The organism is Elusimicrobiaceae bacterium, assembly GCA_017520185.1.
Lineage (GTDB): Bacteria > Elusimicrobiota > Elusimicrobia > Elusimicrobiales > Elusimicrobiaceae > Avelusimicrobium.
Map to the genome: position 1 here is coordinate 16,387 of JAFXGO010000029.1, position 14,584 is coordinate 30,970.

Consider the following 14,584-nt stretch of genomic DNA (forward strand, 5'->3'; position numbering starts at 1 on the left):
ATGGAATTATTTGAACAACCTATCTATTTCTTGTACTTTCTAGGCACTTTAGTAGCCATAGCGGTCGTATTTTGGCTAGGTAAAAACCTAAAATCACGCATTATCGGTAAACTTTTTGCTCCACAGGCGTACCAACGTTTATTGGGCGGAGAAGATTTATTTAAAAAATTAAAAGTCATTTTGTTTATCAGCGCGGTTTTTTTCCTTTTTTCTGCACTGGCAAAACCGCAATGGGGATTAGAAATCGTAAAAGCGGAAGGGAACTTTATTCAAACCGTCATCGCTATAGACGTTTCAGCCTCTATGCGTGCTCGAGATGTGCAGCCTGACCGTTTGACCAGTGCCAAAAATATGCTCCGCATGCTGATTACTCATTTGAAAAAAGAACGCGTCGGCCTTATTGCCTTTACTTCTCAAGCCTATATTCAATGCCCCATTACCACCGATGAGGAGGCCTTAAAATATTTTATTTCTTCTTTGCATACAGATATGATGCCCTCTGCCGGCACTTCTTTGGCTGCACCGGTTAAACTAGCCTCTCACATGTTGGCTAAATATCCCGGTAAAAAAGCCTTGATTTTGTTAACCGACGGGGAAGACCATGAAGCACAAGAAATTAAAGAAGCCCAAACGGTAGCCCAAAAGGAAGGGATTAAAATTATTGCCATCGGCATAGGTACCCCGCAAGGAGAATTAATCCCACAAAGAACAGATGTTTCCGGCAAAGTATTGGAGTACAAAAAAGACCGTTCCGGAAAAACAATTGTCACTAAACTGGATGAAAAAAGTTTGGCTTCTTTGGCTTCGGCGACGGAAGGGGTGTATATTAAATACACTACCCCTGCTCAAGTGGCAGAAAAAGTGGAACAAGCCATGCGTAATTTGGACCGAAGCCGTTCGGCGGCATCTTCGCGCTCCGGGTATAAAAACCGTTATCAAATTCCATTGGCGATGGCTATTTTGTGTTTGGCAGCATGGTTATTGTTGCCTTATAAGCCCAAGCAGTCTCAAAAAAAGTAGAATAGAGTATAAAATATGAAAAAAGCACTTTTTCTTCTTATCTTTCTTAGCATTACACAGGCCGGCTACGGCAGTGTGTGGGGAAACTTGCGGCAAGGCGGCAAATTTTACAATGATCAAAAATATGGCTCTGCTTTAAACAGTTATACTGAAGTTTTAAAGAAAAACCCCAATCACCAGCAAGCTCTTTTTAATGCCGGAAATGCATACTACCGTTTAAACGAGTACACGCAAGCGGAAGAAGCGTATAAAAAAGCGTCACAAATATCTGAAGACTACGGACAAAGTGCTTTGTTTAATTTAGGAAACACTTATTATAAAGCCGGCAAAAAAGAGCAGGCCAAACAGGCCTTTCAAGCCGCTATTCTGCAAGACCCTTCAGACAAAGATGCTATTCACAATTTACAGCTGATTTTGCAAGAAGAACAACAACAAAACCAACAAAACAATCAGAACAACAACAATAATAATAACCAAAATCAAAACTCTGATAATCAAAATCAGCAAAATGATGATCAGCAAGCGCAATCTCCCGATCAGCAAAATGAAAACCATCAGGGTCAATTAAGCAAAAGCGATGCCGACCGCATTATGTCTATGGCTAGAGAAAACGAACAAAAAAGTAATAGCGGTAGTCGCGGACGGCCTGAAAAAATGGTAGATAAGGATTGGTAAACTATGTGGAAACTTCTTTTATTATCTTTTTGTTTATGGATATGTCCCCTTTCGGCACAAGCAGCCTTAGATTTAAACGGCGTATCCATGACCGCGTCTGTCAACAAATCAGTTATCACTATGGAAGATGAAATCATGTTGACGGTCACGATTGACGGAGCCGCAGGAAATGCGGTGCCGATGTTGCCCAGCATGCCCAATTTTAATGTTTATCAGAGTTCTTTTGTTCAACAAACTCAGAACTTTCACATTATTACCACATACCAATATGTTTTGTTGCCGCGTTTTGCCGGAAAAGCAACCATCGGCCCTATCACCTTAGAATATGGTAATAAAATCTACAAAACTGATCCCATTAAAGTTGAAGTATACCGTTCCGCCCAACCGGTAAATAAACCTCAAGCACAGGGGATGATTGATACATCCATGACGGGCAAAACCAACACAACCAACAAGAAAAAATTTGCCCAAGCCCCTCCTGAAATGCCGCCTTTGGAAAGAGAACTTTATAATCGGGCGGCTCGTTTGGGAGACAAAGAATATTTTATGGTAGCAGCCGTCAGCAACAAAAAACCCTATCCTAATCAAACAATTACCTTAGCGGTACGCTTTTATTACGCGCGTCCTTTTATGGGAACGGCTCCTTATACAGCTCCATCTATTAATAATTTATTTATGGAGGAAATCGGTCGTGCGGAAGGCAAACAATATATTGATGGAAAAAGTTTTATCTATACCGAAATCCGCTATGCAGTATCTGCCGTCACACTAGGGGAAGCCAGCATTGGCCCTGCCACCATTAAATATGTGCCGGAAACGCGGATAAACCTGTCCATGTTTGACAAAATGTTTGCCAGCATGGGGCAAGAACCTAAAACACTACAATCAAACTCCATTTCTTTACAGGTAATCCCGATACCAGCCTTAAATCAACCGAAAAGTTTTTATGGTGCTGTTGGCAGCGGGTATGCCATTTCTGCCTCTGTAGACCGCGAAAAAGTAGAAGCAGGAGATGCGATTAATCTAACCGTTAAAGTCAGCGGAAGCGGTAATCTTAAACCAACTTCCGATATCAAACTGCCGGCAATGGTCGGATTTAAAATTTATGATGTAGCCGCCACTTCCGGTGTTGTTCCCAGCAACGGCGAACTGAAAAGTTATAAAATTTTCAAGACTGTTTTGGTACCCTCCGCTTCCGGAAACTACGTTGTACCGGCTTTGGCTTGGTCCTTTTTTGATCCCACTCTTAAACAATATCGGACTTTATACACAGATCCCATTGATATCGAAGTGACCCCCAGCACACAGGAAGAAAGCGGTTTTGATTTTTCTGCACAACAAGATTTAGGCAACGGTTTTAGACAGTTGGGCAGAGATATTCTGTATTTAAAATCTACCATTAAACCTGATACGGATAATTTTTTAACCCGTATCGGAAAAATGAATTGGCTCATCTATGTAGCTTTGGCAGTATTGGCTTTGGTCGGATTTTTTGCTTTATCTGATAAAAAAACATGGGCACAAAAACATGCTTTGGCCAAAGCGAAAGCGCAATTAAAAAATGCTTATCATGAAGAAGTAATCTCAGATGCGCTCAGCACTTACTTACAGTTGCGCTATCAGGTGCATACGGGCAGTTTGCCGTTGCGAGATATTTCCGCTGCTTTAAAACAAAAATCTTGCTCTGCTGAGTTAGTCGCTCAATTTGAAACTTTATGGCAAAAATTAGACGCGGCCCGTTTTGCTCCGGTAGATATGCAAGGAGAGGGAACTCATGAATTGGCGCGCCAAGCCTTAGAACTGATAAAGGATATGGATAAGGAGAGTAAAAAATGAAAAAATATATTTTAGCTTTCTTACTGCCTTGTTTGTGGGTACTATCTGTTGGAGCGGTGGATTTACAACAAGCGGAACAATATTACAGAGAGGGCCGTTTTGCCGCAGCATTGGGCGCATATGAAAATTTACTTAAAAACTACCCAAACGACCCTTATCTTTACTACAATATAGGAAACTGCTATTTCAAAATGGGAAGTCGTGGCCTTGCTATTGCAAATTATTTTCGTGCTTTTCGCCTAGCACCCCGAGATGCAGACATTCGGCATAACTTAACTTTGACTTTGGATTCTGCCGGAGAAAAATTTGTACCTGCAGGAATGCCTGTCAGTTTGCATAAGGCGTTCTTTGCATTCACGACGTTAGAGCTAAAAGGCTTAAGTATTTTAACTTTACTTCTATGTTGTGCTTTGGCTGGATTTTGGCTATTTAAACGTCGGGCAGGAATTTTACTTGGTTTGTCTACAACCATACTTTTGGTATTGGGTGGCTGGTATTTGTGGCGCAGTCATATAGATGGGGTTTCTTTGGCGGTAGTAGCCGCACCCACTGCCGAACTCAGAAGCGGACCGGGCAACAATTTCCCCGCCAGTGCCAATGTATCGCAAGGGCATTTATTGACAGTGCTAGATAGCAAAGATCATTGGGACGAAGTAATTGTGAATTCCCAAGCTATTAAAGGCTGGATAGAAGCCAACGATTTAGAAAAAATATAAAGGATTTTTATATGTTTATACACAAAGAAGCTGATGAATTAATTGCCGCTATTACCTATGTAAAAGAGAATTTAGCCGGCCAAGTGGAAACATTGGCCAGTCAAATTATCACTGCTTTTAAGAACGGAAAAAAAGTAATTTTAATGGGAAATGGCGGAAGCGCAGCAGATGCGCAACACATCGCCGCTGAGTTTGTGGGACGTTTTAAAAAAGAACGCAAATCTTTTCCGGCTCTTGCCTTAAATACCAATACCTCTACTTTAACAGCTGTGGGAAATGACTATAGTTATGACGTTGTCTTTTCTCGCCAGATTGACGGTTTTGCCCAAGAGGGAGACGTAGTCATCGGTATTTCCACTTCCGGCAATAGTAAAAATGTAGAGTTGGCCTTAGAGTTGGCCAAAGAGCGCGGTTGCTATACGGCGGCCTTGTTGGGTAAAGATGGCGGAACTATTAAAAACAAAGTAGATTTGCCGATAGTGGTAAAATGGCCCAATACACCCCGTGTACAAGAGTGTCATATTTTTATCGGTCACAGTGTATGTGACTTGGTGGACCAAGCGTTTTAGGAGAATTTATGAAAGTAGCCGTTGCCTGTGATCATGCCGGTTTTCCGTTAAAAGAAACCGTTGTAAATAAAATCAAAGAGTTGGGACATGAGGTTATTAATTGCGGTACCGACGATACCCAACGGGTGGACTTTCCTGATCATGCCGCCAAAGCCGGCCATTTACTGCAAAGCCATGCGGCGGACCGGGCTGTATTAATCTGCGGCAGCGGGATCGGAATGTGTATCGCTGCCAACAAAATACATGGTGTGTATGCCTGTGTCTGTCATGATAGTTATTCTGCCAGACAAGGGGTGGAACACGACGCCATGAATGCTCTTTGCTTGGGGGCGATGGTAATTGGACCCAATTTGGCCGAAGTATTGGTGGAAGAATTTTTGAAAGCAGAATATTTCAATACCGGCAACTATAAAAAGCGTGTGAATAAAATTCTTGACTTAGAAGAAAAATTTTAAAACTTGTAAATAAGGATGTATGACCCATATGAAAATGAACGCAAACCCTATGGCGGAAGGGATTATCCGCGAAGGCATCATAAAGTTGGAAAATTTAGACTTTAACACTAAGTTTTGGTCTAAAGATCCTTCTTTGTGGAAAAAAGATCCCGAACACCAAAATTTGATTAAAAACTTCTTAGGTTGGCAAAAAGTATATGATTGGACGCTAGAACACATCGAAAATGTGCTTAAGTTTGCTCAAGAAGCTAAAAAAGATTATAAATATTGCGTTGTTATGGGTATGGGCGGCAGCAGTTTGGCGCCGGAAGTATTTCGTTCCTTATTTGGCAAGCAGGCCGGTTATCCGGAGCTTTTCGTCTTAGACAGCACAAACCCCGATTGGGTGGCTGATGTGCGCTGCAAAATCAACCCCGCCGAAACTTTGTTCATTTTTGCCAGCAAATCCGGAGGTACGGTGGAGCCTTCTTCCCAATTTGCCTATTTCTTTGATGAAGTCAAAAAAGCAGGCATTAAAAATCCGGGCCATCATTTTATCGCAATTACTGATGCCAACACCGGTTTGCAAGATTTAGCCAAGAAAAACAAATTTCGCAAAATTTTTACCAATCCGTCTGATATCGGTGGCAGATTTTCTGCCTTGTCTTTCTTTGGCATTATACCGGCTGCCATCATGGGTGTAGATGTGGTAAAAATTTTAAATTTAGCCAAAGAAGCGGCTGCCACCTATGTGCCGGAAGCGCCCGTTAAAGACAATTTAGCGGTTAAATTGGGTGCTTATATGGGTGCTTGCTACTCTAACCACAGCAAAGACAAAATGACGGTTTTGGCTCCGCAAGAGATCACTACCTTTGGTTTGTGGGCAGAGCAACTGGTGGCTGAATCTACCGGTAAAGAAGGCAAAGGCATTGTGCCGGTGGTGGCGGAAACCCTACACCGCAACTTTGACTATCGTGAAGATCGCTTTTTTGTATATCTTTCCACTGATACCGATGACAACAAAAGAGTGGCTGAAATTGCCAAAGATTTAGCCGAAAGAGCCTTCCCCATTGTCACCATTCATATGGAAGACTACTACCAATTAGGTGCTATGTTCTTGTTATGGGAAATTGCCACCGCAGCTGCAGGTGCCATTTTGGCCATTGATCCTTTTGATCAACCCAATGTACAAGAAGCCAAAACGTTGACTAAAAACGTCCTTTCCAAGTTAGCCGCCGGAGATATTCCTGCAGAAGTGACGGCACCGCTTTTGGTATCCAAAGATTTGATTTCTGAAGTAAAGTTAAACACTTTATCCCAAGATTTCTATTCTTTAATGGAAAGCAACGATTATGTGGCCATTTTGCCTTACTTGTGGCCTTCTAAAGAAATCGATGAAGCCTTGAACCAACTGCGCGATAAAATCTTATGCCGCACCAAGAGATCTGTTGTGTTTGGTTATGGCCCGCGTTATTTACATTCCAGCGGTCAGTTGCACAAAGGCGATAGCAATAACGGCGTGTTCCTTTTGATTTCTACCGATCCGGTAAACGACGTTAAAATTCCCGGTCAAAGTTATACTTTCGGACAACTTTGTAATGCGCAAGCATTGGGTGATTTCCAAGCCTTAGAGAACAAAGGTCGCCGCGTAGTAAAACTGCATTTACAACAGCCGGTTGCTCAAGCCATTAAAAAACTGAGCGACTCTTTCTAAATTTGCCACACAAGGCGGCGCCTATAACGCCGCCTTTTTTATTTATGAAAAAACTTTTTATTCAAACTTACGGTTGCCAAATGAATATCGCTGATTCGGAAGAAATGGCGGCGCACTTGTTAGAGCGCGGCTATATTCCTACAGAAAATTTAGAAGAAGCGGATTTGGCACTTATCAATACCTGTACCGTACGGGACCATGCCGAACACCGCGCCCTTTCATTTTTAGGCCGGTTGAGAAAATGGAAACGTGAAAATCCCCAGCGTATTATTATTTTTGCCGGCTGCGCAGCACAACGTTTGGGTGAAAGCCTCAAAAAAACATTCCCTTTTTTAGATTTGGTTTGCGGAGCCAAAGAAATAGACGGCTTTGCCGAACTCTTGGACAAAAGCGGCCTTTTTACCTTAGACCAAGCGCCTGCCGCACAACCCCCCACCTCTATTACCGGTTATGTGACGATTATGCGCGGCTGTGATTTTAAATGCAGTTATTGTATTGTTCCTTCCGTACGCGGGCCTATACAATGCCTACCCTCTGCCGAAATTCTGAAAAATGCCGCTCTAAAAGCAGCACAGGGATATAAAGAAATTGTCCTTTTGGGTCAAACGGTCAATGCGTGGAAAGAAGATGGCAAAACCTTTGCTGATTTACTTAATGAAGTTTCTGCTCTTGAAGGTGTAGAGCGTGTGCGCTTTGTCAGTCCGCACCCTATTTTTATTACGCCTGATTTTTTAAAAGCGGTGGAAAACAATCCGAAAATCGCAAGACATATTCACTTGCCGGTGCAGAGCGGTTCCAGCAAAGTATTGCAAGAGATGAAGCGCGGATATAACCGGGAAATTTTACTGGAAAAATTAGACGCATTAAAAGAGCGCGGTTTTGCCATCAGTACAGATATTATCGTAGGCTTTCCGACAGAAACGGAAGCAGACTTCCAACAAACCCTTTCTTTAGTAGAACGGGTGCATTTCTCAGCGGCTTATTGCTTTAAATATTCCCCCCGTCAAGGAACACCGGCCGCCGAAATGACTCTTTTTCCAGAAAAAATACTGGAAGAAAGACTGGATATTTTGTTAAATAAAGTAAAGGGTTTGGCAGAAAGTTCCTACCAAGCACAACTGGGTAAAACCGTACAGATTTTAATGCAAACCCCCAACAAGGGACGTACGTCGGATAATTTTTGGGCGCAAACCCGAAACTCCTATCCGGTGGGAAGCGTAATCAATACCGAAGTAGTGGGCGTAGAAGACACATTACTTTTAACGAGGGATTAATATGACTACTAAAAAAACTTTTTCTGAAAAACGCAAACATCGTCGCATGCCGGTTATTAGCAATCTAATTGAGCCGGTGAATTTGTATTACAAAACCCAAGACGGAAAAGAAACTTCCCTCGTGGCTATTTTGGCTGACCTATCTGCTTCCGGTATGCGTATGATTAGTTTTTTGGGCGCGCCGTTGGCGGATCATTTTTCTATCAGTTTACAACTTCCCGGTGTAGAAAAGATGGAAATTCAGGCTCGCACCGCTTGGCTTAAACAAAAAGAGAATGTTTTTACCGTTGGCATTGAATTTACGGATATGAAACCGGAAAATGCCGCTATCATCAGTGCAATGGCTGACGATTTTAACGACTGTGACACACGCGTTCTTTTGCGCTTGCCGGAAGTATGCGTAGGCACGTGCAAAGCCTGCCGCATCTGCAATAAAATTCAAAAAGATGAAACTTTGTTTGAAGATTAAATCTATCCGTCAAAAAAACCGCTCCGAACGGAGCGGTTTTTTTATGGCGAAGTAATTTACTAAAATATAGATATGAAACACATAGTGATAGCAGGCCCCACCGCCAGCGGAAAAACGGAACTGTCCCTTGTTTTAGCACGTAAATTAAATACGGAAATCATCTCTGCCGACTCTAGGCAAGTTTTCCGCAAACTCACCGTCGGTACCGCAAAACCGCAAGGCCATTGGCAAAACGGAAAATATTGGGTAAACGGGGTTGCTTATCACTTGGTAGATTTTTTAGAGCCTGCGGCAAGTTTTGATGTTTCTTCGTTTTGTAATCGCTCCCAAAAGTTGACGGACGGCACGCCCGATAAACCCTTTATTTTTGCAGGCGGTACGGGTATGTATATTCATGCACATTTCGTGGGGTTGGACCCACTTCCCCCCTCATCCCCTGCCTTACGCGCTGAACTCACAGCCTTTGCCGAAAAAAATGGCAAAGAGGCCCTGCATGAACGCCTTGCCCACTTAGACCCTGTTTCTGCCGCACAAATCCCCGCAGGAAACATTCAACGTGTCATGCGCGCGCTGGAAATCTGCCTGCTCTCGGGCCAAGCGGCCTCTGGCTTAAAATCGGGCAATTTCTTTGGTCAATTCCCTTCAGAAAAAGCACTTCTTGTGTATTTGAATTGGGATAAAGATATTTTAAATAAACGCATCGAAAAAAGAACTCAAGAAATGCTAAATCCTATGGCGGAAGAAACGAGGGCACTGCTTGCCAGCGGAGCGGAAGAAGACTGCAATGGCCTAAAAAGTTTGGGCTATCCTCAAATTTTACAGTGGCTCAAAGGTGAAAAGAGTAAAGAAGAAACATTGGAAAAAATTATCACGCTCACGCGTCAATATGCTAAGCGCCAGCGCACGTGGTTTAACAGATATAAAAATGCCCTGCGCGTAGATCTTTGTACCGCGCAGGACTTTGACGTAGAAAAAATTACGGATAAAATTTTAGAAGAGTATAATTAATTGTTTTCTCGGGAATCTTCTATCAGGTATCCTTGACTTTCCAAAGATTTACAAATTTTATAGCCAAAATCGGTATAAGAAGTACAATATTCTTTTTCCCCTGCCGCGATATATTTTACATACTCAGACCAATATCCATCTTGATAACCGATGTCGTAATTATCTTTTTGATCTCCGAAAGATACCCCTCCATCAAAAGCATAAACAAAATGCTGAGTTTCATAATATGCATTTCCGTTCCATTGCCCGCCACTTAATTCCAAATATTCTGGCACATTGGCTATGCATTCATTATTAAAATCACACTCCATAGCACGCACTTTTATTTGGTCTTTTATATATTTCATATTACTTAATGCTTCGGCCAGTCTAGACTTTTCCACCGCTAATTGATACTTAGGCAAAGCCACCGCAGACAAAATGCCGATAATTAGTACCACAACCAAAAGTTCAATCAATGTAAAACCTTTCTTCATAGGGGTTCTCCTTTTTTTGCTCCAATTTTTCCGTCCGAAAAAATTGTATCAAAAAAAAAAAACAAGTCAAGCAAAATTTCACGTTTTCCCACTTTGCCGACAAAACAACCAATAATTTATACAATTAAATTATATGGAAAAAGTGATTCTTATCGGGGCAAGTTTAAAAACGGATTTTACCCACTCTCACACATTAGAAGAATTGGCGCGCTTAGCCGAAACTGCCGGCGGACAAGTGTGCGCCGCTTACCATGTGCGCGTGCAAAACTTCAATGCCGCCACCTTAATCGGCACAGGCAAACTGCACGAAATTGCCGCCGAGTGCGAGAGCCGAGAAATAGACTCCGTTATCTTTGATGAAGAAATCACCCCCGCCCAACAAAAAAATTTAGAAGATATTTTACCCTCCAAAGTGATAGACCGCACGCGCCTGATTTTGGACATTTTTGCCCAACGTGCCCGCACGCAGGAAGGTAAACTGCAGGTAGAGTTGGCCCAGCTAAACTATTTACTTCCGCGCCTAAGCGGTAAAGGGGCCGCCATGATGCAACAGAAGGGCGGCATCGGTATGCGCGGACCGGGAGAACGCAAACTGGAATATGACCGCCGTCGTCTGCGCGCGCGCATCAGCCGCTTAGAGCAAGAAATAGAACAAGTAAAAAAAGAGCGTTCCCTACGCCGCGAAAAACGCCAACGTGTACCTCTGCCGCAGATTGCCCTCATCGGCTACACCAATGCCGGCAAAAGCACCTTGCTTAATAGCCTGACTCAAGAGCAAGCCGTCTATGCCGATGATAAACTCTTTGCCACGTTAGACCCTACCACCCGTCGCGTGCCCATGAAAGGCGGCGGCCAAATGTTATTTACTGATACGGTAGGATTTATCCAAAAACTTCCTCACTCTTTGGTTTCCGCTTTTCGGGCTACCTTAGAAGAAACGGCCTTTGCCGATGTACTGCTGCATGTGCATGACAGTGCCAGCGAAGAAAGAGAAATCCAAAGTCAGACGGTGCATCAAATTTTAAACGACTTGCAGGCTTCTCGCCTACCGGTTATTGACGTATTTAACAAAACAGATTTGCTGCCTCCCCAACGTTTGCAAGCATTAAAAAAGGCCTATCCACAAGCCATTTTTATCAGTGCACAAAAGGCCAAAGGGCTAAACCAACTGCTTAAATCCGTAGAAAAAGCACTTAAAACAAAATGGAAAGTCCGCCCCTTGCAACTCAGTGCAAAACAGGCGGACCTGATTGGACAAATCTACACGCGCTCTTTGGTGCTCTCATCTACCACCACACAAGACGGCGGTCTTAAACTAAAAATAATGGCCACAGACGGCAACTACGCAGAACTACTCAAAAAAACTACCGCGCCATAGGCACATCGGCTATTTCATCTGCCGACATATTGCCAAATACTTCTTCGGGCTTTACTTGTGTAAGTTCTGCCGTTTGTCCTGCAATTGCTACAAAACGCGGGCTGGGGCCGGATGATTCTTGAGAAGAGGCAATCGTTGCGCGAATAAAATTTACATTACTGCGACTAAACGGTGTAAAAAGAAAATAATCTGACGAATAAGGGATAGAACCGACTGGTTTATCGTTGGCATCGTATAAAGTGAGTTGTGTGGTACTGCCGATTTTGCCTGACACAATACCCACAATATCTCCGTTCGGCACTACGACACCGCCACCACTCATACCCTGAACCACACCAAAATTAGTTCCGATAAAATGGCGAAGTTCCGTAAAATAATAAAAATCATTGGTAAAACTTTCCTGATAATAAATACCATCCGGTTGTATGGTAGGCACCGCCAAAGGGTCCAAAAGATGTCTGGCGGCATTGATGGTTAAAAGTTTTGGGCGCGCATTAGCTAACTCTTGCCATTGGTAGCGTTGATCGGCATTTTCAGAAAGTTTTAATTTTTGCAAAAAAACTTCTTTGTCTATATATTCTTTTTCTTTCGCATCATAAAAAGAATATTGCACCTCTTTGGGATCAAAGCGAATCAGCGCCACATCATATCGCACGCTTTTACTGTTTCTGGGTACATACTCTCTCGGTACAAAAACTTTGGCATCAGAGGCCGTATGCTTAACCCGCGCCGAAGCCTGCAAGTTTCCTTTCGTTAAATCAAATGTTAAAATACATTCTTTATTGCAAATTGGATTTACACAATGCGCAGCCGTTAAATACCACTTAGGTAAAATGCGCACTGCATGACATTTACCGTTTTCTCTGGAGTTTTGTACCCAAAGCAAACTTTGAGTGACAAAATCTTCAGTCTCAAAAGCAGTGGGGCGCTCCTCTGCCCAGATGGGAAAAGTGCTGAGTAAAAATAATAACAATAAAAAATTTTTTAACATACTTCGTAAAATCCTCCAAACACCTACATCTTTTTTAGTCTATATAATAAAAGTCTTTTTGCCAAGACACTTTCTATTTTTCCCTTGCCCACTGCTCTAAACTTTATATAATAAATATATGATGATAAAAGTACTCTTATTGGCGTTGTTTAGTTATTTACTCGGTGCCGTACCTACCGGCTACCTGATTGCCCGCAGAGTGATGGGCATTGATATCCGTGAACACGGTTCTGGCAATCCCGGTGCAGCTAACGTTTACCGTACAGTGGGTAAATGGGCCGGCATTACTACTTTTTTGATTGACGGATTAAAAGGGTTTATTCCTGTCAGCCTTGTCTTACATGTGTTCCCCGGAGAATATTGGCAAGCCATTTTGTGCGGTACGATTGCCATTTTAGGCCACATGTGGACTATTTACCTTAAATTTCGCGGTGGAAAAGGCGTAGCCACCTCTGCCGGTGTGTTTGCGGCTTTACTTCCGATTCCGACCGCATTGGCATTTACGGCTTTTGTCATTTGTGTGGCCTTGTGGGGACGTATCTCTATCGGCTCTATCGCGGCATGCTTAGTCTTGCCCATCAGCGGATATTTTATTGGTCATCACAGCATCACCGTAGATATTATGTCTACGGCTATCGGGCTCTTGGTCATCTATAAACACGTACCCAATATCAAACGTCTCTTGGCCAAAAAAGAACTGGCTTTTGAAGACGGCTCTAAAAAAAGAAAAAATGAAAATAAATAAAATTACAGTTTTCGGTGCCGGCATTTGGGGCAGCGTGATTGCCCAACACTTAGCCAGAAACGGCTATAAGGTAAGTTTGTGGGAATATAACCAACAACTGCTCAATGTGCTTAAAACCATCGGCCGCCACCCGAATATTCCTAATTTTAAGATTCATGACAATATCGCTCTTACCGGCGATGTGGCTGAGGCGACGGAAGATACGGACATGATCGTTTTTGTCATATCTTCTAAGGCCATTCGGGCCTTTTGCCGGGAGCAATTAAAACCCTTACTCAACGGCAGAGTGTTGCCCGTTGTCAGTGCATCTAAAGGGATTGAAGATAAAAGTTTTAAAACCATTTGTGAAATCATTGAGGAAGAATTACCTCAACTCAAAGACCGCGTCTTGGCCTTTACCGGTCCGAGTTTTGCTTTGGAAGTGGCTCAAAATGTACCCACCAAAATTATGCTCGCCGGCAAAGATGCCGTATTGGTGGACGAAATACGCCAAGTGTTTGACGCAGACCCGATTATTATCGTACCCAGCTCCGACAGACGCGGAGCCGAGTATGGCGGTGCAATTAAAAACGTGTTGGCTATCGGTTGTGGCGTGATTGACGGTATTAGAGACGGTGCCAATTCCAAAGCGGCCCTGATTACCCAAGCCTTAGAAGAAATGAACGATATTATCGTCAGTCAGGGCGGACAAAATAGTACCGTATACAGTTTAGCCGGATTTGGTGATGCTATTTTGACGGGTATGTCTGCCATTTCCCGTAATCGCCGCTTGGGTGAAAAATTAGGCGCCGGTCTTTCTTTGACGGAAGCACAAAAAGAAGTGGGAACTATTGCAGAAGGGGTAAACTCTGTACAAAGTGTGTATGATATTTCTTGCAAGAACAATTTAAACACCCCCATCATTCACGCTATTTGGCAAATCGTCTGTCAAGGTGCTCGTCCGCATGCACTCTTGCAAGCGATGGGTTTTGTTAATCGTGGTGACAAATAAGGATTTTTATGAATAAAGATGATGTAATCAGACACCTGAGCCGACACGTGTTGGATAAAAAACAGGCCAAAATCTCTGTAGACAAAGTGTTTGAGATTATCAAACATGGCCTCAAGCGCGACGGTAAGGTGGTGATTAGCAACTTTGGCACCTTTCATTTAAAAACAGCACGCCCCGTTCAACGACACAACCCCAAAACCGGTGAAAAGGTGCAAGTGCCTGCCAAACAAAAGGTACGTTTCAAACCATCGGCTAATTTACTGAGCAAATAAAAAACCCCGAGTTAAA

General features: G+C 43.0%; 15 protein-coding genes and 1 pseudogene. 14 read left to right on the forward strand and 2 right to left on the reverse strand.

Annotated features, from left to right (window positions below):
• The 10 genes from IKL48_04120 (at position 1) to miaA (ending at position 9,715) form a co-directional block, all read left to right on the forward strand.
• Entirely contained in the window at positions 1–1,020 is a 1,020-nt protein-coding gene (locus tag IKL48_04120; GenBank protein MBR3603849.1) for a VWA domain-containing protein, read from the forward strand.
• A 15-nt stretch (positions 1,021–1,035) separates the two neighbouring features.
• A complete protein-coding gene (locus IKL48_04125) occupies positions 1,036–1,695 on the forward strand; it encodes a tetratricopeptide repeat protein (GenBank protein ID MBR3603850.1) in 660 nt (219 codons plus the stop codon).
• A 3-nt stretch (positions 1,696–1,698) separates the two neighbouring features.
• Complete coding sequence (locus tag IKL48_04130) at positions 1,699–3,531, forward strand: protein BatD (GenBank protein ID MBR3603851.1); 1,833 nt, start codon at positions 1,699–1,701, stop codon at positions 3,529–3,531.
• On the forward strand, positions 3,528–4,247 hold the full coding sequence (locus IKL48_04135) for a tetratricopeptide repeat protein (GenBank protein ID MBR3603852.1): 720 nt from the start codon (positions 3,528–3,530) through the stop codon (positions 4,245–4,247). The genes IKL48_04130 and IKL48_04135 overlap by 4 nt, the downstream gene beginning before the upstream one ends.
• A gap of 11 nt (positions 4,248–4,258) precedes the next feature.
• The gene (locus IKL48_04140) at positions 4,259–4,816 is read left to right on the forward strand and encodes a D-sedoheptulose 7-phosphate isomerase (protein MBR3603853.1); all 558 of its coding nucleotides are present in this window, start codon (positions 4,259–4,261) and stop codon (positions 4,814–4,816) included.
• Positions 4,817–4,824: 8 nt separating this feature from the next.
• Positions 4,825–5,271: an RpiB/LacA/LacB family sugar-phosphate isomerase gene (locus IKL48_04145; GenBank protein MBR3603854.1), complete on the forward strand. Its 447-nt coding sequence runs from the start codon at positions 4,825–4,827 to the stop codon at positions 5,269–5,271.
• A 28-nt stretch (positions 5,272–5,299) separates the two neighbouring features.
• Positions 5,300–6,964 (forward strand): hypothetical protein, encoded by a 1,665-nt coding sequence (locus tag IKL48_04150; protein ID MBR3603855.1) that lies wholly within the window; start codon positions 5,300–5,302, stop codon positions 6,962–6,964.
• 44 nt (positions 6,965–7,008) lie between these two features.
• On the forward strand, positions 7,009–8,238 hold the full coding sequence (miaB, locus tag IKL48_04155) for a tRNA (N6-isopentenyl adenosine(37)-C2)-methylthiotransferase MiaB (protein MBR3603856.1): 1,230 nt from the start codon (positions 7,009–7,011) through the stop codon (positions 8,236–8,238).
• 1 nt (position 8,239) lies between these two features.
• A complete protein-coding gene (locus tag IKL48_04160) occupies positions 8,240–8,707 on the forward strand; it encodes a PilZ domain-containing protein (protein MBR3603857.1) in 468 nt (155 codons plus the stop codon).
• Between the two features lie 72 nt (positions 8,708–8,779).
• Positions 8,780–9,715 carry a tRNA (adenosine(37)-N6)-dimethylallyltransferase MiaA gene (miaA, locus tag IKL48_04165; GenBank protein MBR3603858.1) on the forward strand — a complete coding sequence of 312 codons (936 nt, stop codon included), beginning with the start codon at positions 8,780–8,782 and terminating at the stop codon, positions 9,713–9,715.
• A gap of 368 nt (positions 9,716–10,083) precedes the next feature.
• Here the strand turns inward: miaA and IKL48_04170 are convergent.
• Positions 10,084–10,191 (reverse strand): annotated as a pseudogene (locus IKL48_04170) (prepilin-type N-terminal cleavage/methylation domain-containing protein).
• A 133-nt stretch (positions 10,192–10,324) separates the two neighbouring features.
• On the opposite strand from IKL48_04170, the gene hflX reads away from it, so the two are divergent.
• Entirely contained in the window at positions 10,325–11,569 is a 1,245-nt protein-coding gene (hflX, locus tag IKL48_04175; GenBank protein ID MBR3603859.1) for a GTPase HflX, read from the forward strand.
• Here the strand turns inward: hflX and IKL48_04180 are convergent.
• Positions 11,556–12,560 (reverse strand): trypsin-like serine protease, encoded by a 1,005-nt coding sequence (locus IKL48_04180; GenBank protein ID MBR3603860.1) that lies wholly within the window; start codon positions 12,558–12,560, stop codon positions 11,556–11,558. The two genes, hflX and IKL48_04180, sit on opposite strands and share 14 nt — an antisense overlap.
• Positions 12,561–12,678: 118 nt before the next feature.
• Between IKL48_04180 and plsY the strand changes: the two genes are divergently transcribed.
• Genes plsY through IKL48_04195 form a run of 3 tightly spaced genes read left to right on the forward strand, consistent with a single transcriptional unit; the run spans position 12,679 to position 14,568 of the window.
• Positions 12,679–13,305 carry a glycerol-3-phosphate 1-O-acyltransferase PlsY gene (gene plsY, locus IKL48_04185; GenBank protein ID MBR3603861.1) on the forward strand — a complete coding sequence of 209 codons (627 nt, stop codon included), beginning with the start codon at positions 12,679–12,681 and terminating at the stop codon, positions 13,303–13,305.
• Positions 13,292–14,296: an NAD(P)-dependent glycerol-3-phosphate dehydrogenase gene (locus IKL48_04190; protein MBR3603862.1), complete on the forward strand. Its 1,005-nt coding sequence runs from the start codon at positions 13,292–13,294 to the stop codon at positions 14,294–14,296. Before plsY ends, IKL48_04190 begins: the two co-directional genes overlap by 14 nt.
• 8 nt (positions 14,297–14,304) lie before the next feature.
• Entirely contained in the window at positions 14,305–14,568 is a 264-nt protein-coding gene (locus IKL48_04195) for an integration host factor subunit beta (GenBank protein MBR3603863.1), read from the forward strand.
• The last annotated feature ends 16 nt before the right edge of the window (positions 14,569–14,584 follow it).